At 69.0% G+C, this 19,483-nt stretch carries 20 protein-coding genes; 10 read left to right on the top strand and 10 right to left on the bottom strand.

The window, feature by feature from the left end:
- Nucleotides 1-7 precede the first annotated feature (7 nt).
- Nucleotides 8-454 (top strand): 50S ribosomal protein L9, encoded by a 447-nt coding sequence (gene rplI, locus TN53_RS01790; protein WP_046256488.1) that lies wholly within the window; start codon nucleotides 8-10, stop codon nucleotides 452-454.
- 151 nt (nucleotides 455-605) lie between these two features.
- Here the strand turns inward: rplI and TN53_RS01785 are convergent, their stop codons facing one another.
- The gene (locus TN53_RS01785) at nucleotides 606-1,952 is read right to left on the bottom strand and encodes an MATE family efflux transporter (RefSeq protein WP_046256487.1); all 1,347 of its coding nucleotides are present in this window, start codon (nucleotides 1,950-1,952) and stop codon (nucleotides 606-608) included.
- Between the two features lie 449 nt (nucleotides 1,953-2,401).
- Here TN53_RS01785 and dnaB point away from each other — a divergent pair, with 449 nt between their 5' ends.
- Nucleotides 2,402-3,874 (top strand): replicative DNA helicase, encoded by a 1,473-nt coding sequence (gene dnaB / locus TN53_RS01780; protein ID WP_046256486.1) that lies wholly within the window; start codon nucleotides 2,402-2,404, stop codon nucleotides 3,872-3,874.
- A gap of 62 nt (nucleotides 3,875-3,936) precedes the next feature.
- On the top strand, nucleotides 3,937-5,322 hold the full coding sequence (locus TN53_RS01775) for a serine hydrolase domain-containing protein (protein WP_046256485.1): 1,386 nt from the start codon (nucleotides 3,937-3,939) through the stop codon (nucleotides 5,320-5,322).
- 66 nt (nucleotides 5,323-5,388) lie between these two features.
- Here TN53_RS01775 and TN53_RS01770 read toward each other — a convergent pair whose 3' ends face one another.
- Nucleotides 5,389-5,841, bottom strand: coding sequence for a GNAT family N-acetyltransferase (locus TN53_RS01770; RefSeq protein ID WP_046256484.1), 453 nt, complete (start codon nucleotides 5,839-5,841; stop codon nucleotides 5,389-5,391).
- Nucleotides 5,842-5,851: 10 nt separating this feature from the next.
- Nucleotides 5,852-6,310: a MarR family winged helix-turn-helix transcriptional regulator gene (locus TN53_RS01765; protein WP_046256483.1), complete on the bottom strand. Its 459-nt coding sequence runs from the start codon at nucleotides 6,308-6,310 to the stop codon at nucleotides 5,852-5,854.
- A 141-nt stretch (nucleotides 6,311-6,451) separates the two neighbouring features.
- On the opposite strand from TN53_RS01765, the gene TN53_RS01760 reads away from it, so the two are divergent.
- Complete coding sequence (locus tag TN53_RS01760) at nucleotides 6,452-7,660, top strand: MFS transporter (protein WP_046256593.1); 1,209 nt, start codon at nucleotides 6,452-6,454, stop codon at nucleotides 7,658-7,660.
- A 124-nt stretch (nucleotides 7,661-7,784) separates the two neighbouring features.
- Here the strand turns inward: TN53_RS01760 and TN53_RS01755 are convergent, their stop codons facing one another.
- Nucleotides 7,785-8,648 (bottom strand): GNAT family N-acetyltransferase, encoded by an 864-nt coding sequence (locus TN53_RS01755; protein WP_046256482.1) that lies wholly within the window; start codon nucleotides 8,646-8,648, stop codon nucleotides 7,785-7,787.
- Nucleotides 8,649-8,889: 241 nt separating this feature from the next.
- Here TN53_RS01755 and TN53_RS01750 point away from each other — a divergent pair, with 241 nt between their 5' ends.
- Both TN53_RS01750 and TN53_RS01745 read left to right on the top strand, forming a co-directional pair.
- Nucleotides 8,890-9,522, top strand: a complete 633-nt coding sequence (locus TN53_RS01750) for an HAD family hydrolase (RefSeq protein ID WP_046256481.1) — start codon at nucleotides 8,890-8,892, stop codon at nucleotides 9,520-9,522.
- A gap of 403 nt (nucleotides 9,523-9,925) precedes the next feature.
- Nucleotides 9,926-11,440 (top strand): globin domain-containing protein, encoded by a 1,515-nt coding sequence (locus TN53_RS01745; protein ID WP_095046236.1) that lies wholly within the window; start codon nucleotides 9,926-9,928, stop codon nucleotides 11,438-11,440.
- A gap of 2 nt (nucleotides 11,441-11,442) precedes the next feature.
- Here the strand turns inward: TN53_RS01745 and TN53_RS01740 are convergent, their stop codons facing one another.
- The 5 genes from TN53_RS01740 to TN53_RS01720 all read right to left on the bottom strand — a co-directional run bounded on the left by TN53_RS01740 (nucleotide 11,443) and on the right by TN53_RS01720 (nucleotide 15,160).
- Entirely contained in the window at nucleotides 11,443-11,925 is a 483-nt protein-coding gene (locus TN53_RS01740; protein ID WP_046256480.1) for an NUDIX domain-containing protein, read from the bottom strand.
- Nucleotides 11,926-12,013: 88 nt separating this feature from the next.
- Nucleotides 12,014-12,919: a LysR family transcriptional regulator gene (locus tag TN53_RS01735; RefSeq protein ID WP_046256479.1), complete on the bottom strand. Its 906-nt coding sequence runs from the start codon at nucleotides 12,917-12,919 to the stop codon at nucleotides 12,014-12,016.
- Between the two features lie 228 nt (nucleotides 12,920-13,147).
- Nucleotides 13,148-14,287 (bottom strand): cystathionine gamma-lyase, encoded by a 1,140-nt coding sequence (locus tag TN53_RS01730; RefSeq protein ID WP_046256478.1) that lies wholly within the window; start codon nucleotides 14,285-14,287, stop codon nucleotides 13,148-13,150.
- Entirely contained in the window at nucleotides 14,284-14,775 is a 492-nt protein-coding gene (locus tag TN53_RS01725) for a low molecular weight protein-tyrosine-phosphatase (RefSeq protein WP_046256477.1), read from the bottom strand. The genes TN53_RS01730 and TN53_RS01725 overlap by 4 nt, the downstream gene beginning before the upstream one ends.
- A 7-nt stretch (nucleotides 14,776-14,782) precedes the next feature.
- Nucleotides 14,783-15,160 carry a phage holin family protein gene (locus TN53_RS01720; protein ID WP_046256476.1) on the bottom strand — a complete coding sequence of 126 codons (378 nt, stop codon included), beginning with the start codon at nucleotides 15,158-15,160 and terminating at the stop codon, nucleotides 14,783-14,785.
- Nucleotides 15,161-15,220: 60 nt separating this feature from the next.
- On the opposite strand from TN53_RS01720, the gene TN53_RS01715 reads away from it, so the two are divergent.
- The 4 genes from TN53_RS01715 to TN53_RS01700 all read left to right on the top strand — a co-directional run bounded on the left by TN53_RS01715 (nucleotide 15,221) and on the right by TN53_RS01700 (nucleotide 17,627).
- The gene (locus TN53_RS01715; protein WP_046256475.1) at nucleotides 15,221-15,538 is read left to right on the top strand and encodes a cupin domain-containing protein; all 318 of its coding nucleotides are present in this window, start codon (nucleotides 15,221-15,223) and stop codon (nucleotides 15,536-15,538) included.
- 181 nt (nucleotides 15,539-15,719) lie between these two features.
- On the top strand, nucleotides 15,720-15,932 hold the full coding sequence (locus tag TN53_RS01710) for a DUF5326 family protein (RefSeq protein WP_046256474.1): 213 nt from the start codon (nucleotides 15,720-15,722) through the stop codon (nucleotides 15,930-15,932).
- A 210-nt stretch (nucleotides 15,933-16,142) separates the two neighbouring features.
- The gene (locus tag TN53_RS01705; protein ID WP_420719077.1) at nucleotides 16,143-17,090 is read left to right on the top strand and encodes an IclR family transcriptional regulator; all 948 of its coding nucleotides are present in this window, start codon (nucleotides 16,143-16,145) and stop codon (nucleotides 17,088-17,090) included.
- A 99-nt stretch (nucleotides 17,091-17,189) separates the two neighbouring features.
- A complete protein-coding gene (locus tag TN53_RS01700) occupies nucleotides 17,190-17,627 on the top strand; it encodes an SsgA family sporulation/cell division regulator (RefSeq protein ID WP_046256472.1) in 438 nt (145 codons plus the stop codon).
- Nucleotides 17,628-17,768: 141 nt separating this feature from the next.
- Here TN53_RS01700 and TN53_RS01695 read toward each other — a convergent pair whose 3' ends face one another.
- A complete protein-coding gene (locus TN53_RS01695) occupies nucleotides 17,769-19,439 on the bottom strand; it encodes a YibE/F family protein (RefSeq protein ID WP_046256471.1) in 1,671 nt (556 codons plus the stop codon).
- Nucleotides 19,440-19,483 lie beyond the last annotated feature (44 nt).

The following is a 19,483-nucleotide window of genomic DNA, read 5'->3' as shown; positions in this document are numbered from 1 at the left end:
CCGACCAATGAAGATCATCCTTACCCACGAGGTCTCCGGCCTCGGTGCCGCGGGCGACGTCGTCGACGTCAAGGACGGCTACGCTCGCAACTACCTGATCCCGCGGAAGTTCGCTATCCGCTGGACCAAGGGTGGCGAGAAGGACGTCGAGCAGATCCGTCGTGCTCGCAAGATCCACGAGATCCAGACCATCGAGCAGGCCAACCAGGTCAAGGGCCAGCTCGAGGCCGTCAAGGTGCGTCTGGCCGTTCGCTCCGGCGACGCCGGTCGCCTCTTCGGTTCCGTCACCCCGGCCGACATCGCTTCGGCGATCAAGGCTTCCGGTGGCCCCGAGGTCGACAAGCGCCGCATCGAGCTCGGTTCGCCGATCAAGACGCTGGGCGCTCACGAGACGTCCGTGCGTCTGCACCCCGAGGTGGCCGCCAAGGTCAACATCGAGGTCGTCGCTGCGTGACGCTGCGCTCGGTTTGAGCAGCTGAGAAGGGCCGCACCCATCGGGTGCGGCCCTTCTTGCGTGTGGACGGACCGAGGAGTGTTTCACGTGAAACAGAGGGTTTCACGTGAAACAGTCAGCGCGGTGGGCCCGGTTCGTCGCGGCCCTCGGTTCAGCGCGTGGCGCCGGTGACGATCCAGCGGCCCGAGCGGGACCGCAGCCAGAGAGTCAGCATGCGTACCGCCATCATCAGCGTCATCGCTCCCCAGACCGCTGTGAGGCCTCCGCCGAGCGCGGGAATGAGCAGGGCCACAGGCGTGAAGATGGCCAGAGTCACGATCATGGCCCAGGCGAGGTATGGTCCGTCGCCCGCCCCCATCAGGACGCCGTCCAGGACGAAGACGATCCCGCAGATGGGCTGGGCGAGCGCCACCACGAGAAGAGCGGGCAGTGCCGCGTCCTTCACCACGGAGTCGCTTGTGAACAGCGGAAGGAATACGGGACGGGCCGCCACCACGGCGAGGCCGAGTATCACGCCGACCGCGATGCCCCACTGCACCATGCGGCGGCATGCCTCACGGGCGCCCTGGACGTCGCCGGCACCGAGGTAGCGGCCGATGATGGCCTGTCCTGCGATGGCGATGGCGTCCAGGGCGAACGCGAGCAGGCTCCACAGCGACAGGATGATCTGGTGAGCCGCGATGTCGGCATCGCCGAGACGGGCCGCCACGGCCGTGGCGATCATCAGGATCGTGCGGAGCGAGAGGGTGCGGACGAGCAGTGGGACGCCGGCCTGCGCCGAAGCCCGAATACCTGCGGCGTCGGGGCGCAGCGAGGCGCCGTGGGCGCGGGCTCCGCGGACGACGACCACAAGGTAGACGGCGGCCATTCCGAACTGGGCGATCACGGTGCCCCAGGCAGAGCCGGCGATGCCGAGGTCGGCGCCGTAGACGAGGCCCACGTTGAGGGCGGCGTTGGCGACGAAGCCGCCGACGGCGACGTACAGCGGTGTCTTCGTGTCCTGCAGTCCGCGCAGAACGCCGGTCGAGGCGAGGACGACGAGCATGGCCGGGATGCCGAGGGACGAGATCCGCAGATAGGTGATCGCGTACGGGGCGGCGGTGTCCGAGGCGCCGAAGAGTTCCACCAGGGCCGGTGCGGTGGGCAGGACGACGGCGACGACCGCGGCGCCGAGCAGGAGTGCGAGCCAGATGCCGTCCATGCCCTGCCGGATGGCGGCCGGGAGGTCGTCGGCGCCCACACGTCGGGCGACGGCCGCGGTGGTGGCGTAGGCGAGGAAGACGAAGATGCTGACGCCTGTCATGAGGAGGGCCGAGGCGACTCCCAGTCCCGCGAGTTGCGCGGTGCCGAGATGGCCGACGATCGCGCTGTCGGCCATGACGAAGAGCGGTTCGGCGACGAGTGCCCCGAAGGCCGGGACGGCCAGAGCGACGATCTCTCGGTCATGCTGTCGCCGTGTGGCGCGCGTGGTCGCCGGAGCATGTGTCATGAGCACCAATCTAATCGTCCACAGGTAAGAGATGCAATGTATTAATGACCCTTACTTGCCGTGTTGTGGCGTGCGCTTCCGCGTGTCGTTCGATGTGATCTTGGTCCGACTGGGGAAGTTTTTCTTCTGCACAGCCGGTGGATGGGAAGAGACCAGGTCAGCGCTGGTCTCGAACGAGAGGGGCGAGCTTGTTCACAGGCCTGTCCACCGTGTCGTGCACAGGTTTTGCGGAGTTCTCCACAGCATCCGGGCCGTCGTCCACATGGCCTGTGGATAACCAGATTGGCTGACGGTGCCGTCGGGCCTACCGTGGTCCGGCGCCCGCTCCGTCTGTCGGCCTGGAAACCATCACAAAACCGACGCTGCCAGAACCGGAGTTGGGCCTCTCATTTGTCAGTGCCGTGCCGTAGAAGAGAAGCACGGCGATGTCCGCTCCGCGGACGGGAGGAGGTGGCTCGGTGAGCATTTCCGAGCCCTTGGACGATCCGTGGGCCGACAGCGGTCCCAGTGATCGCCTGCCTGCCTCGCGCCGCCGCGGCGAGGGTGGCCGGGGTCGCGACGATCAGCACGACCGCGGCCGGGAGAGCGGCGAATGGGACGGCGGGGGCACGTCCTTCGAACGTGTCCCGCCGCAGGACCTCGATGCCGAGCAGTCCGTCCTCGGCGGCATGCTGCTGTCGAAGGACGCCATCGCCGACGTCGTCGAGGTCATCAAAGGACACGACTTCTACAAGCCGGCGCACGAGACGATCTTCCAGGCGATCCTCGACATCTACGCCAAGGGCGAGCCGGCCGACCCGATCACGATCGCTGCCGAGCTGACCAAGCGCGGTGAGATCAACAAGGTCGGCGGCGCGTCGTATCTGCACACCCTTGTCCAGACGGTGCCGACGGCGGCCAACGCCGAGTACTACGCGGAGATCGTGCATGAGCGCGCGGTCCTGCGCCGTCTGGTCGAGGCCGGCACCCGCATCACCCAGATGGGATACGCGGCCGACGACGACGTCGACGAGATCGTCAACCGCGCCCAGGCCGAGATCTACGCGGTCACCGAGCAGCGCACCAGCGAGGACTATCTGCCGCTCGGCGACATCATGGAGGGCGCGCTCGACGAGATCGAGGCGATCGGCTCCCGCACGGGCGAGATGACCGGTGTGCCGACGGGGTTCACGGACCTGGACTCGCTCACCAACGGTCTGCACCCGGGCCAGATGATCGTCATCGCGGCCCGTCCCGCCATGGGTAAGTCCACGTTGGCGCTGGACTTCGCGCGGGCGGCGTCGATCAAGAACAACCTGCCGAGCGTCATCTTCTCCCTGGAAATGGGGCGCAACGAGATCGCGATGCGTCTGCTGTCGGCCGAGGCGCGGGTGGCCCTGCACCACATGCGTTCCGGCACCATGACGGACGAGGACTGGACGCGGCTGGCCCGTCGGATGCCCGAGGTCTCGGCCGCGCCGCTCTACATCGACGACTCCCCGAACCTGTCGATGATGGAGATCCGCGCGAAGTGCCGTCGCCTGAAACAGCGCAACGACATCAAGCTCGTGATCATCGACTATCTGCAGCTGATGCAGTCCGGCAAGCGCTCCGAGAGCCGTCAGCAGGAGGTCTCGGACATGTCCCGTAACCTCAAGCTCCTGGCCAAGGAGCTCGAGGTCCCGGTGATCGCGCTCTCACAGCTCAACCGTGGACCCGAACAGCGCACGGACAAGAAGCCGCAGGTGTCCGACCTGCGCGAGTCCGGCTCCATCGAGCAGGACGCCGACATGGTGATCCTGCTGCACCGCGAGGACGCCTACGAGAAGGAGTCGCCACGCGCCGGCGAGGCGGACATCATCGTGGGCAAGCACCGTAACGGCCCGACGGCGACGATCACGGTCGCCTTCCAGGGTCACTACTCGCGCTTCGTGGACATGGCCCAGACCTGAACCGCCCGTTCCCGGGTCCAAAGCGTTCGACGTCGCGGTGTTCCGCGGGGTGGACTGGGCCCATGACGACATCTCAGGAAGAGCTGCTTCCCGGCACGCGCCGGGCGCTGCTGCACCGCATTGCCGTGGCCCAGGCCGAGGGACGTACGCCATCGCTGGTCGCGGTGGTCGTGCGAGAGGGCCGGGCCGTCTGGCACGGCTCGCGGACGTCGGTGGACGGGCACGGGCCGGACGAGAACGTGCAATACCGCATCGGCTCGATTACCAAGACCTTCACCGCCGTACTCGTGCTGCGATTGCGCGACGAGGGACTGCTCGACCTCGGCGACCCGCTGGAGAAGCATCTGCCGGGCACCGGCGCGGGGGAGGCCACCATCGCCGAACTCCTCGCGCACACGGCCGGGTTGGCGGCCGAGGCGCCGGGGCCGTGGTGGGAGCGCAGCCCGGGCTCGCTGCGTCCCGAACTGACCGACGTGCTCGGCGAGCAGCCCTTCCTGCACCCGGGCGGCCGCCGCTTCCATTATTCGAACCCCGGCTACACCCTGCTGGGTGCGCTGGTCGAGGAGCTGCGCGGGGCCCCATGGGAGGACGTCCTCCGGCGCGAAGTGCTCGAACCCCTGGGCCTCGACAGCACGAGCGCCCAGCCCCGGGCGCCGCATGCGGGTGGCTGGGCGGTGCATCCCTGGGCCGATGTGATGCTTCCGGAGCCCACTGAGGACCTCGGCCGGATGGCCCCGGCGGGCCAACTCTGGTCCACCACCGGCGACTTGGCGAAGTTCGCGGCCTTCCTGGCGAAGGGCGACGACCGGGTGCTGGGTGCGGAGACGGTACGGGAGATGCGGACGCCCGCCGCTCCGGCCGAGGTCGCGGATGTCGTGGACGGTGCGACGTACGGTCTGGGGATGCAGGTGCAGAGCCGGGACGGCCGACTGCTCGTCGGGCACTCGGGGTCCCTGCCGGGATTCCTGGCCAACCTCACCATCAGCGTGGCCGACGACGTGGCCGCGGTGGTGCTGGCCAACTGCACCTCCGGGCCATTGCTGGGTTCCGTGGGCGCCGACCTCGTACGGATCGTCGCGGAGGCCGAGCCGCGGATTCCCGAGCCGTGGCGTCCCCTGCCCGAAGTCGACGCAGCTGTGCTGGAGTTGGCGGGGCAGTGGTACTGGGGGACGCATGCGTTCGCCCTGCGGCTGACGACCAAGGGCGGCGTCTCGCTGGATCCCCTGAGCGGTACCGGTCGCCGCTCACGTTTTCGCAGGAACGGTGACGGCACGTGGACTGGCCTCGAGGGCTACTTCGCCGGAGAGCTCCTGAAGGCCGTACGGCGGCCTGACGGCGCTGTGAGCCATCTGGACCTCGGGTCGTTCGTGTTCACGCGTCAGCCGTACGACGAGGGCTCGTCCGTGCCGGGTGGGGTGGACCCGGAGGGGTGGCGCGGTGTCGGCTGAGCGGCCGGGGGGCTTGTTTCACGTGAAACAAGCCCCCCGGAGGTCGGAACGGTGCCCGTCCGAGCGTCAGAGCGGCAGCTTGAAGCCCACGTGCGTGGCCTCGAAGCCCAGCCTCTCGTAGAAGCGATGTGCGTCGGTGCGGGTGGCGTCGGAGGTCAGCTGCACCAACTGGCAGTTCTGACGCCGTGATTCATCGACCGCCCACTCGATGAGCTGCGTACCCAGACCGCTGCCACGCTCGTCGGCGTGGATGCGGACGCCTTCGATGATCGACCGGGTGGAGCCGCGTCGGGAGAGCCCGGGAATGATCGTGAGCTGGAGAGTGCCCACGACGCGGTCCTCGCGGACGGCGACGACGAGGTGCTGGTTCGGGTCCGCGACGAGCCGCTCCAGGGCGGTCAGGTAGGGCGCGAGGTCGTCCGGTGACTCGCGCTGCGCGCCCAGCGGGTCGTCCGCAAGCATGGCGACGATCGCGAGGACATCGGCGGCGACGGCGGCGCGTATTTCAAGATCTCCCATGCCGGCCAGCCTATGCGGGCACGTTCAGCGACTCCACGACCCGGACCAGCGGGGCCAGTTCGGGGTTCCTGGCCGCTTCGTCGAGAGCCTCGCGCAGGGCGGTGTCATTGGTCGGCCGTGCTTGGGCGAGGAGCTTGAGACCTGCCTCGGTGACGTTGGTGTAGATGCCGCGGCGGTCGGTGGGGCACAGGTAGCGGGTGAGCAGGAGGCGGTCCTCCAGGCGGGTGACCAGCCGGGTGGTGGCGCTCTGGCTCAGGACGACGGCGTCGGCGACCTGCTTCATCTGCAGATGGCCGCCGTCTCCGTCGTGCTGTCGGCTGAGGACGTCGAGCAGGGAGTACTCGCGCACGCTGAGGTCGTGCTTCGCCTGGAGGGCCCGCTCGATATGGGCCTCGATCCTCCCGTGCAGCAGGGAGAGGGCGCACCAGCCCTGTGCGAGGGGGGTGGGTGCGGGGTCCGTCGCTGTCATCGGCGCTTCCTTCGTCCCGGAACGACTGAAACCAGGATAGAGCAGGGCCGCAATAGTCGGCGCTTGAAACTATCAAGCGTATGCAAGTATTGTCTTCGACTGTAAAGCGCTCCTGCAATTATCTGGAAGGTGCAGACCCTCATGCCTCTCGCGCTCCTGGCTCTCGCGATCGGGGCCTTCGGAATCGGAACCACCGAGTTCGTGATCATGGGCTTGCTGCCCGAGGTCGCGGGTGACTTCGGGGTTTCCATCCCCACGGCCGGCTTCCTGGTGACGGGCTATGCGCTCGGCGTCATGTTCGGTGCTCCGCTGATGACGGTGCTCGGCACCAAGGTCTCCCGAAAGCGCATGCTGATGGTGCTGATGGGCCTCTTCATCGCCGGCAACCTGCTGTCCGCCCTGGCCCCCGCCTTCAGCGTCATGCTGATCGGCCGGGTGGTCGCCTCACTCGCCCACGGTGCCTTCTTCGGCATCGGCTCGGTCGTGGCGGCCGAGCTGGTCGCCCCGGACAAGAAGGCCGGAGCCATCGCGATGATGTTCACCGGCCTCACCGTCGCCAACGTGGTGGGCGTCCCGCTGGGCACCCTCGTGGGGCAGACCGTCGGCTGGCGCGTCACCTTCGCCCTCGTCGCCGCGCTCGGAGTCCTGGGCCTGGTTGGCATCGCCAAGCTCGTCCCCGACATGCCCAGGCCGGAGGGCGTGCACCTGCGCCACGAACTGGCCGCCTTCAAGAACGCCCAGGTCCTGCTCGCCATGGCGATGACGGTGCTCGGCTTCGGCGGCGTCTTCGCGGCCATCACCTACATCGCGCCGATGATGACCCACGTCGCCGGATTCGCCGACGGCTCCGTCACCTGGCTGCTCGTACTCTTCGGCCTCGGCATGGTCGGCGGCAACCTCATCGGCGGCAAGTACGCGGACCGCGCCCTGATGCCCCTGCTGTACGTGTCTCTGGGGGCCCTGGCCGTCGTTCTCGCGCTCTTCACGCTCACCGCGCACAACAAGGTCCTCGCGGCCGTCACGATCACGCTCATCGGCGCCCTGGGGTTCGCCACGGTCCCGCCGCTGCAGAAGCGCGTCCTCGACCAGGCGCACGGCGCCCCGACACTCGCCTCGGCGGTGAACATCGGTGCCTTCAACCTCGGCAACGCGCTCTCCGCCTGGCTCGGCGGCCTTGTGATCGGCGCCGGTCTCGGCTACACCGCTCCGAACTGGGTGGGTGCCGTCCTGGCCGCTGCCGCCCTGGGACTCGCGCTTCTCTCGGCCGCCCTGGAGCGCCGGGCCGGCGCGCCCAGCGAGGTGGTGGCAGGGGCCGTACCGGCTGAGCGGCGGGCGGCTGTCCACCACTGATCCGGACAGGGCCGACCGAGCCGCACCAGCCACCTTGAGCCGACCGAACGATGCCGGGCCCCGACCGGGACCCGGCATCACCCCTTCAGCTGCTGTCAGCAAGCCGTCGCCACGCCGCCGTCCCTCACCCCGCCGCCACCGTCACCGGCGCGAACCGTCGGCTCCAGTCACCGGGCAACTCCGAAATCCCGTAGGTCATGACCGAGTTGAAGGCAACGGATGCCAGCCCGCGCTCCTTCACCCACGTCAGCAGCTCCTCGTGCCGCACGTCGATGTCGGTACGCAGTTTGAGGTCGGTGCGGGCGGCCAGCGAGGCGATGAGCGCTTTCGCCGTCTCCGTGTCCCGGGCGATCAGCGGCCCCACGACATGGTTGTCCATGTTCGGCCATGCGCCCACGTATCCGATGATCCGGCCGTTCTCCTCGGCGACCCGCAACTGGTCGGCGAAGGCGGGCAGGCGCGTCACGATATGCGTGCGATCGGCGCCGAAGACCTCCGCGTCGAGCCGGAGGATGGCGGTGAGGTCCTCTGCGGTCGCCGCGCGGGTGGCGACGGCAGGCTGGTATCCGGCCGTGAAGTGGCCCCGCACCATCTCCGCCCGGCCGGTGACCTTGAAGCCGAGTTCCTCGTAGAGCGGGCGGCCGTTGGGCGTCGCATGCAGGGTCAGCGGGGTGGTGCCCATCGCCGCGATCACGTGACGCATCAGCCGGCGGCCGATGCCCTGGCGTGCATGTCGATCGGCGACCAGCACCATGCCGATGGCCCCCACATCGGGGCGGTCCTGCGGGCCGTACTCGGTGACGACGCAGGCGCTGGCGAGGCCGCCGTCGGGGTCATCGATGCCGTATCCCTTCCCGGAGGTGAGGAGGAAGCCCCACTTGTGCTCCTCGCGCGGCCACCCCCGGTCCTCGGACAAGTCGGCGCAGGCGGGGAGATCGCGCCGCGTCAATCGGCGGATGGGCAGATCGGCGAGAGGAGGTGTCGACACGCAGGTCAGGCTGTCTGACGGGTGCCCTCGGCGTCCACCTGTTTCCGGGGAGATGTACGAGGTTTTGGCCATGTCGTAGCCCACTGCACAGCGCCACGACAGACGGCGCGTGTTTCACGTGAAACATGAGCGAACGACAGACATCTGACGGCCTTGCGAAGCGTTGGCGGTGTCCTCGCCCAAAGGGCTTCAGGGATCCTCGCCCAGGTGTCGTCATCCGACCCGGCTAGCCTCGGGAACCATGGCCAGACTTCATCTCTTCGACCTCGACGGCACATTGCTGTACGGCACTTCCTCGCCCGTGGAGATTTCCCGGCAACTAGGGCTGGAAGCCGAGACCGTGGCACTCGACCAGGCGATCTCGACGGGGCTGATAGAACCGCCCGAGTACGCCGCGCGGGTACGCGAACTGTGGACAGAGCTCACCGAGGCCCATGTGGCGGCCGCTTTCGAGGGCGCTCCGTGGCTGGCCCGAATTCGTGACGTCTGGGAGGAGATCCGGGAGAACGGCGACTACTGCGCCGTCGTATCGCTCTCGCCGTCCTTCTTCGTCGAGCGGCTCATCACCTGGGGTGCCCACGCGGCCTACGGATCGCGCTTTCCCGCCGTGCCGTTCACCGAGCCCGTGGATCCGGCCGGGGTGCTCAGCGCCGCAGCCAAGGTCCTGATCGCCGACCGGCTGTGTGAGGAGTTCGGGGTGAGCCGGGCCGATTGTATTGCCTATGGGGACTCGTCCTCGGACAAGGACCTCTTCGGCACGGTGCCGGTCTCCGTCGCGGTCAATGCGGACAGTCATCTGGCCGGTCTCGCGACCCACGCGTACACAGGCAGAGATCTGTGGGCTGCCTATGAATTGGTGCGCAGCGCCCGGTAATTGAAGGAATTGATGGTTCGCTCCTCGCCTCATTCGTGGAGGAGGAAGGCGGGACTTGTGTGTGGAGCGCTGACCGGTAGGGTCGACTCCGGTTCTCGTCCGGCGTGAGGTGCGCAGACCCTGCGCATGCCCTGCCCGGACCGTGAACAAGGCAAGGCAGCCTAACGGGACGGAGAGATCGAGACCCGCGTTTTCGGTTATGCGGCCGGGCGTCCCCATGCGGTGGGAGGCTGCGGTGAGAGCGCTGCGGCCAATGTCACACTCTCGCCTTACTTGTCCGTATGGAGCGCGAATACGGGTTGAATGTGGCCGCATTGGCCATGGCCATGAACGGGGAAAGTAAGCCGTCTGCGGGGGAAAGCAGGCACATTCCGACCGAGGAAGTGCCCAGACCGACCGAAAGATGTTCGAGGCGAGGCACACCATGGACGCTCCGACCACCGCGTCGGCCGACAACGGCACTTCCGGCGGCGGGAGCGGCTGGTTCACGCCGCACAAGCAGCCGGAGCCGGGCAGCGAGCAGGAGACGGCCGAGAGCAGCCGCCTGGCGGCGCTGCGCCCGGTCGGCAGGACCGCACAGGGCGCCGAGACGAAGCCACCGGCACAGGACGCCCCGCTGCCCGTCCCAGCCCCGGCACCTGCCCCACCGCCCGCTCCCGACGCCCCACCAGCCCCGACCGAGCAGGCGCACTCGACGGCGACCCTCACCTCGCACGCGATACCGAACCGGGGGCAGGCGGAACCCCCGCCCCCGGAGCAGCGTGTACCCCCGCAGCGCACCAACCCGGCGCAGGCCCAGCAGGCTTCCCCGGACGCGATCCTCATCCGCCGGACCATGGCGGAGGTCGCCCCCGTGGCCGACAAGGTCACCTCGTACTTCTACGCACTCCTCTTCGTCCGCCACCCCGACCTGCGCTCGCTCTTCCCCGCCGCGATGGACACCCAGCGGGACCGGCTGCTCAAGGCGCTGCTCACCGCGGCCGAGCACATCGACAACACCCCCGTCCTCGTCGACTACCTGCAGAATCTCGGCCGCGGCCACCGCAAGTACGGCACCCGGGCCGAGCACTACCCGGCCGTCGGCGAGTGCCTCATCGGCGCGCTGAGCAAGTACGCCGAGAACATCTGGGACCCGGAGCTGGAAGCGGCCTGGGTCCGGACGTACACGACGATCTCGCAGGTGATGATCGACGCGGCGGCCAGGGACGAACTGCGCGCCCCGGCCTGGTGGTACGCCGAGGTCGTGTCGCACGACCTCAGGACGCCGGACGTCGCGGTCGTCACCGTCCGCCCGGACCAGCCCTACCCCTTCCTCGCCGGCCAGTACACGAGCCTGGAGACGCCGTGGTGGCCGCGGATCTGGCGGCACTACTCCTTCGCCTCGGCGCCCCGCTCCGACGGCCTGCTGTCGTTCCACGTGAAGGCTGTCCCGGCGGGCTGGGTCTCCAACGCCCTGGTGCACCGAGCCCGGCCCGGCGACATCCTCCGGCTCGGTCCGCCGACCGGTTCGATGACCGTGGATCACACCACCGACAGCGGACTGCTCTGTTTGGGCGGTGGTACCGGCATAGCGCCGATCAAGGCACTGATCGAGGACGTCGCCGAACACGGCGAGCGGCGGCCGGTCGAGGTGTTCTACGGCGCCCGCACCGACCACGACCTGTACGACATCGACACGATGCTCAGGCTCCAGCAGTCCCACCCGTGGCTCTCGGTCCGCGCGGTCATCGACCAACTGGCGCGTGTCCAACTCCCCGAGGCCATCCGCCAGTACGGCCCCTGGAACGAGTACGACGCCTTCGTCTCGGGCCCGCCCGGGATGATCCGCAGTGGTGTGGACGCCCTGAGGGACATCGGCATTCCGTCGAACCGTATACGTCACGACTCCGTGGAGGAGCTCGTCGTCATCGGGGACTGATCTCAGCCCAGGTCGGGGGCGTGCATGGCACGGACGCCCTCGATGTTCCCGTCCAGGTAGTGCCGCAGGGACAGCGGGACCAGGTGGACGGAGGCGATCCCGACGCGGGTGAAGGGCACCCGCACGATCTCGTACTCACCGATGGGTTCGTCGATTTCGGGCCCGTGCCGCAGCGAGGTGTCCATGGACTCCAGACGGCAGACGAAGAAGTGCTGGACCTTCACCCCGGTCGCACCACCGTCCTCGCCGATGTGCTCGACGGTGTCGACGAAGCAGGGCACCACGTCGGTGATCTTGGCGCCGAGCTCCTCGTAGACCTCGCGGTGCAGGGCGTCGACGACGGTCGTGTCGGTCGGCTCGACTCCACCACCGGGTGTGAGCCAGTAGGGATCCATGCCGGGTTTGGTGCGCTTGATCAGGATCAGGTCGTCGCCATGCAGGAGAACGGCACGTGCGGTGCGCTTGACCACGGGTCGGACGGTCATGGGTGAAATGTGGCCCGGTTGGTTCCACGTGAAACATCGCGGGCCGTCATCGGCCGAGCTCACCCGGTGACCGGAGGGAGAACGCAGGTCAGCACCAGTCCGTAGCCGTCTGCAGCAGCCAGTCGTGAGCGCGCGCGATATGTGGCATCGCCAGCGTGCCGGTACGGACCACCAGGAAGTACGTCCGCAGCGGCGGCACCGCCGGATGGTGCAGGGCGACGACATCGCCGCGCTCCAGGGCTGACGCGCACAAATAGCTGGGCAGCACCGCGAGCCCGGCGCCCGCCGCCGCGCAGGCGAGCGCCGCGCGCAGGTCGGGGACGATGACGGTGCCGGGGGCCGCCGGGCGGGAGTCGAAGACGGCAGCCCAGTAGCGCGAGACGAACGGCAGAGACTCGTGCACCTCGATCACCGGGAGGTCCTCCAGGGCGGGCGCTCCCTTGCGGCGCAGGGTTCCGGCACCGATCCGCTTCGCCCAGCGCGGGGAGGCGACCAGGACGTGCACTTCGTCGCAGAGCGCAGTCGCCGTGAGCAGTGAGCCGCGTGGGCGGGCCGTGGTGATGGCCAGATCGTGATGCCCGGCGGCCAGCCCCTCCAGGGTTTCCTCGGCGTTCCCGAAGGAGGCCCGCAGCGCGAAGCCCTGGCCGTCCTCGCCGGTCAGCTCGGTGAGCGCGGGCAGAGCCCGTTCGGCGATGAACTCGGGGGGCCCGGCGAGGTGGAGGGTTCGTAAAGAGGACTCGTCGTCGAGGCCGGTCTCGGTGATCTCCACCAGGGCGTCCAGATGCGGCGCAGCCTTGTGGGCGAGCTCGTCGCCGATGGTCGTCGGGGTCACCCCGCGGGCCTGTCGCAGGAACAGAGGGCGGCCCAACTGCCGCTCCAGCGTACGGATCTGCGAGGTCACGGCCGGTTGGGAGAGGCCGAGCAGCGCGGCGGCGCGAGTGAAGGAGCCGGCCCGGTGCACGGTCACGAAGGTCCGCAACAAGGCCAGATCCATGCCGCGCCCTCCCCTTCAGTGCCTGCTCCTGGCCCTCCGGCCGCGCCCAACTATAAATATGTCGATAGGTCGCTGTCGCTACTGTGATTGGACACTGACACAGAGTCAACTAGCCTTGCTTGCGCGGTTCTTCGCGCGCAGAACCGAGGACGGTCCGAGCCACGAGGGGGGAGGCTCGGACCGTCCGTTGTGCGTAGCCGGACACCCACGGACGGGCAGAAGACGGTGTCAGCGCGCCGACTCGTCCAGCGCACGCAGCACATCCGCCACCAGATCCTCCGGATCCTCGGCGCCGACCGAGAAGCGGACGAAGCCGTCCGGCACGGCGTCCCCGCCCCAGCGGCCACGCCGCTCGGCCGTGGAACGCACTCCGCCGAAGCTCGTCGCGTCGTCCACGAGCCGCAGCGCGTCGAGGAAACGCTCGGCACGCTCCCGCGAAGGCAGCGTGAAGGAGACCACGCACCCGTAGCGCCGCATCTGCTGCGAGGCGACCTTGTGCGAGGGATCGTCGGGCAGTCCCGGATACCGCAGCCCCGTGACGTCCGGCCGCCCCTTCAGGGCCTCGGCGAGCACGAGCGCGGTCGCGTTCTGCCGGTCGACCCGCAGCTGGAGCGTGGCGATCGAGCGGTGCGCGAGCCAGGCCTCCATGGGGCCCGGGATCGCCCCGACGATCTTGCGCCAGCGTCGTACGGCGGTCATCGCCTCGCCGTCGCGGCCGGTGACGTATCCCAGCAGGACGTCTCCGTGCCCCGTGAGCTGCTTGGTGCCGCTGGCCACCGAGAAGTCGGCGCCGAGCTCCAGGGGGCGCTGTCCGAGCGGCGTCGCGAGGGTGTTGTCGACGGCGACGAGGGCGCCACGCGTGTGTGCCGCCTCGACGAGCCGCCGGATGTCGCACACATCGAGCCCGGGGTTCGACGGCGTCTCGATCCACAGCAGCTTCGCGCCGTCCAGCACCTCCAGCTGGGCGTCGCCGCCGGTCGGCGCGGTCCGCACCTCGATGCCGTACGCCTCGAGCTGCGCGCGCACCAGGGGCAGCACCTGGTAGCCGTCGTTCGGCAGGACGACCGTCTCCCCGGCACGCAGCTGGGAGAAGAGCACCGAGGAGATGGCGGCCATACCCGACGCGAAAACGAGCGTCTGCAAGCCGACCTGCCCGGGCGCCTCCAGCTCGCCGATGGCGCGCTCCAGGAGGGTCCAGGTGGGGTTCTCGTCCCGGCCGTAGGTGTACGGGCCGCCCACCTCGCCCGGCAGATGGAAGTGGGCGGCGAAGGCCGGGCCGGGCAGGGTGGGTTCGTTCCTGACCGGCTCGGGCAGTCCCGCCCGTACTGCGCGCGTGCCCTCGCCGTTGCTCCCGGTCGACTCGCTCATGCCACTCGTCCTTCCACGTCCTCGCGTACCGCGGCGAGCAGACCCTCGCTCGCCGCCTCCACCATCTCAAGGCACTCCTCGAAGCCGTCCATCCCCCCGTAATAGGGGTCCGGTACGTCGAGGTCGTCGCCCGCGGACGGGTCGTAGGAGCGCAGGAGCCGCACCTTCGCCGCGTCCTGCGGGGTGGGCGCGAGGCGGCGCAGGGCCTTGAGATGGCCGTGGTCGAGGGCGATGACCAGATCCAGGCGGGAGAACCACGACGGCTGGAACTGGCGGGCCGTGTGGGCGCCGTCGTAGCCGTGCGCATCGAGGACCGACACGGTGCGCGGGTCGGCGCCGTCGCCCTCGTGCCAGCCGCCCGTGCCGGCGCTGTCGACCTCGACCCGGCCGTCGAGCCCGTCCTCCGCCACGTGGGCGCGGAAGACGGACTCGGCCATCGGCGAGCGGCAGATGTTGCCGGTGCAGACGAAGCAGACGCGGTACGTCACGAGGGGCTCAGTCCCCGTCGGGCAGGACGACGTTGAGCGCCCAGGACACGAGCGAGATGATCAGGCCGCCGAGCACCGCGGTCCAGAAGCCTTCGACGTGGAAGCTCAGGTCGACCTTGTCAGCCAGCCACGAGGTCAGCAGCAGCATCAGCGCGTTGACGACCAGGGTGAACAGACCGAGGGTCAGGATCAGCAGCGGGAGGCTGAGGAGCTTTACGACCGGCTTGACCAGGAAGTTCACAATGCCGAAGATCAGCGCGACGAGGATCAGGGTGGCGATCTTCTTGCCCGTGCTGTCACCGGTCAGGGTGATCTTGTCCAGCAGCCAGACGGCGACCGCCAGGGCGCCCGCGTTGGCGATCGTCTTGACTACGAAATTCTTCATGTGTCTGATCGTGGCAGAAGAGGTCGACGATCAGCAGTGTGACGAGGGCGGACGAGGGCGATGAAGGCATTCCGGCTGGACGAACTGGAGGCGGAACGCGCCGCCAACGAGGGCGCCTACCTGCAGTTTCTGCGTGAGCGGCACATGTCGGTCGGGCTGTACGCGCTGGACGCCGGTGAGCAGGATCCACAGAAGCCGCACAACCAGGACGAGGTCTACTTCGTTGTGAGCGGCCGCGCAGCGATCACCGTCGGCATGGAGACCACCCAGGTCGCGCGCGGCAGCGTGGTCTACGTACCGGCCGGCGTCGCCCACAAGTTCCACCACATCAGCGAGGACCTGCGGGTCCTCGTGGTGTTCTCTCCGCCCGAGAGCTGACCCGACACCCCGGGATTCCCTAGGGGATCAGTCAGGGGAGGACAAGGGGTGCGAGGCCCCCGCCGAGGCCCCTCCCCGCCCTAGCATCGGGTGCAGGACATCAGAAGGATCCGGCATCACGAGCCCGGGTCTTCGACCGGACCCGGCACGAGCGACGGGCGGAGAGGTAAGGACGAGAGCAATGGGAGATTTCTTCGCGGGACTGCCCTGGTGGGTGAAGTGGATCGCGGTGCCGGTCATCGCGCTGGTCGTGTTCGGCGGGCTGATAGCCAGCGTCGTCGGGTTCGTCATCGGACTGCTCTTCAAGCTGCTGGTCTTCGTGGCCCTGGTCGGCGGACTGATCTACGTGGTGCGGAAGTTCACGTCGAGCTCCTCGTCACGCGGCGACTGGTGACGCGTGCGGCAACCGGCGAGCGGCACCGGTGATCGGTAACAGGAATCGCCGGTTCCCTCGGGCGAGGGAAGTTTCGGTACAGGTCGAGTGCGAGCGGTGGCGGACGGTTAAAGTCCGGAATTCGACGCGGGGACGATCCCCCGCGAGCGGCGCACACCCCCTCCCGTGTCCCCCCGCACGGGCGGCCCCCTCGCGCTTCGGGAGTGACCCTTGGCCACGGTTGACACCGCACCCGCAGAACGCCTCGCAGCCCCCGCACCGGTCCGGGCGGCGGTCCCTTCGCCGGAGTCCCGGCTCCGGCCGCCGGAGCAGCCCGCAGCCACGAGCCGGTCCCGCCCGGGGACACCCCCGGCACCGGCATCGAACCCGGCACCGAGAGCGGTATCTGCCGACCCCCCGGAGTCACCGCACTCCACGACCCTCATCGGCTCCGTCCAGCGCGCGATGCGCCTGCTGGAATCCGTCGCCGAGCACGAACACGGCGCCCCCGCCAAACAACTGGCCCGCGAGACCGGCCTCGCCCTGCCCACGGCCTACCACCTGCTGCGCACCCTGGTCCACGAGGGTTATCTGCGCAGGGACAAGGGCCTGTTCTTCCTCGGCGAGGCGGCCGAACGGCTGAGCAGCAGCGGAGCACAGGAGAAACGTCGCAGCACGATCGCCGAGACACTGGCCCACTGGCGCGACGCCATCGGCGTACCCGTGTATTACGCGATCTACCGGGACGGCGAGATCGAGGTCATGTGCGTCTCCGACACCCCGGGCAACCCGGCGGTCGAGGAATGGGCCGACTTCCGCGAGACGGCGCACGCGCATGCCATCGGCCAGTGCCTGCTCTCCCAGCTCGACGAGGATGCCCGCCGCGACCACCTGGACCGCTACCCCGTACAGGCCATCACCCCGTACACCGTGCGGGACAGCCACACGCTGTTGCGGCGTCTGGACCGGACGCGGCGGATGGAACCGGTCTTCGAACGGCAGGAGTACGCGCTGGGTACGGTCTGCGCGGCGATTCCGATCACCATGGGCACCACTGCCGCGACGATGGCCATTTCGCTGCCCGCCCACCAGGCCGACCGGCTGGCGGCCGCCACCCGTCAGCTGCAGAGCGAGATCGGACGCCTCCTCGGGTCGCTTGCGATCTCTATCAGTATCTGAAAACTCACTCCTTGTGATCTCCCGTGTACGTTCAGCAAACTTCCACCACAGTCAGAGGGATCATTCCCGGCCAGTCGACGGCAGATGACGGGGTAGACGATGGGTGAGTCCGTACAGGCAGAGGTCATGATGAGCTTTCTCGTGTCCGAGGAGCTCGCCTTCCGTATCCCGGTGGAGCTGCGCTACGAGACCTGCGATCCCTACGCCGTGCGGCTCACCTTCCATCTGCCCGGTGATGCGCCGGTGACCTGGGCTTTCGGGCGTGAGTTGCTGATCGACGGCGTGGGGCGGCCGTGCGGGGACGGGGATGTGCGCATCGCGCCGGCGGAGGCGGACACGCTGGGTGAGGTCCTGATCCGCCTTCAGGTCGGCGTCGACCAGGCGCTGTTCCGCTCCTCGGCGGCGCCGCTCATCGCCTTCCTCGACCGCACCGACAAGCTGGTGCCGCTGGGCCAGGAGGGGGCGCTCGCCGACTTCGACGCCCACCTTGAGGAGGCCCTGGACCGGATTCTGGCGGAGGAACAGAGCGCGGGCTGAAGCGTCACGGCCATGGGGGGGCGTAACGCTTCAGCACGGGCGTGGGGCTCGTGCAGGAACGCTTCTCCTCCAAGCGGGGCCCGGGGCATGTCACAGGGGCTGTACGGCGCCGTACAGCCCCTGTGACAGCAGATGCACGCGTCAGCGCTTGCGCCGCCGCCCGCGCCCACCTCGTGCCGCGGTCGGCTGTGTGCCCGCCGACATCGACTGGGCTCCCGCCGGAGCCGGCCGCCCGCCCACCGGCGCCGTCCCGGAGCCCGGGAGCGCGGGCCGGTCGGCCGACACCACCAGGGCCGCGAGGGCGGTCGTCACCGGCACGGACGCGACCAGGCCGATCGATCCGACCAGCGTGCGCACGATCTCCTCGGCGACGAGCTCGCTGTTGGCGACCGTCCCCACGCTGCTCTGCGCGATGGAGAAGAGCAGCAGCAGCGGCAGGGCGGCGCCCGCGTAGGCGAGGACGAGCGTGTTGACGACAGACGCGATGTGGTCACGGCCGATGCGGATGCCCGCACGGTACAGATCGCGCCAGCCCATCGACGGATTGGCCTCGTGCAACTCCCAGACCGCCGAAGTCTGGGTGACCGTCACATCGTCGAGGACACCGAGCGAACCGATGATGACGCCGGCGAGCAACAGACCGCTCATGTCGATCGATGGGTACAGGCCGTGGATCAGGCCGGTGTTGTCGTCCGTGTTGCCGGTGAGCGCGGCCCAGCCGATGAACAGCGAGCCGAGCACACCGATCAGCAGCAGCGAGATCAGCGTGCCGAGCACCGCGACGGAGGTTCTCGCCGACAGTCCGTGGCACAGATACAGGGCGATCAGCATGATGGCGCTCGCCCCGACCACGGCCACGACCAGCGGGTTCGAGCCCTGCAGGATCGCGGGCAGGATGAAGAAGTTCAGGATCATGAAGCTGATGGCCAGCGCGACCAGCGCCATGACGCCCCGCAACCGCCCGACGACCACGACGGCGAGTGCGAAGATGCCGGCGAGCAACGCCATGGGGAACCTGCGGTTCACGTCGGTGACCGAGTACTGCAGGTCCTTGGGGGCGGAGGGCTCGTAGGCGACCACGACCTTCTCGCCCTGGTGCAACTGGCGTGACTGGTCCGGCTGCACGATCTCGGTGAACGTACGGCCCTTGTCGTCGCCGGTGTCGACGCGGATCGTCGCCTTCTTGCAGTCGCCGTCGGCCTGCTGCTGGGCGGAGGAGCCCTCGGCGGTGGAGGTGTCGCCGGTCGGTGTCTCGCCCGAGGCGTTGACCGACTTGCAGCTCACGCTCACGACCTTGGTGACCGTGGCCTGCTGGGTCTGCCGGTCGAAGCCGACGCCGGTGCGCTCATGACCCGGCGCGCCCCCGGGCCACAGCACGGCGAGCCCGACGATCACGGCGACGCCGAAGGGGATGAGGATCGCGGCGATGACCTTGCGCAGATGCTTGGAGACGGGGGCCGCCGGGCCGTGACTGTGGCTGTGACCGTGTCCGCCGCCGCCACCGCCGCCACCGCCGGTGCCCCCGCCACCGGAACCGGGGCCGTGCCCATGCCCGTGTCCGCCACCGGCGTCGTGCTCGTGGCCGCCGGTGATACCAGGCCCCTGCTCGAACCGGCCGCCCGATCCGGGCTCCTGTCCGAACCCGTCACCGGTGCCGTTTCCGCGCTCGTGCCAGTCGCCGGAGCCCGGGCCCGGGCCGTACCCGGCACCCTGCCCGTCGGCGGGTCCGGGGCCGTTGCCGAACCCGTTTCCGGAGCCGGGCCTGCGAGGAGGCTCGGGCGGTGGGAAGGGGGGCTGATGTGTCGTGGTCACCGACCGATCATCGCAAGAACGACAGGGGCCCTCTGTTCACCGCG

The sequence above is a fragment of the Streptomyces sp. WM6386 genome (genome assembly GCF_000972385.1).
GTDB lineage: Bacteria > Actinomycetota > Actinomycetes > Streptomycetales > Streptomycetaceae > Streptomyces.
The sequence above is the reverse complement of the archived record's forward strand: the minus strand, read 5'-3'. Positions and strand labels throughout refer to the sequence as shown.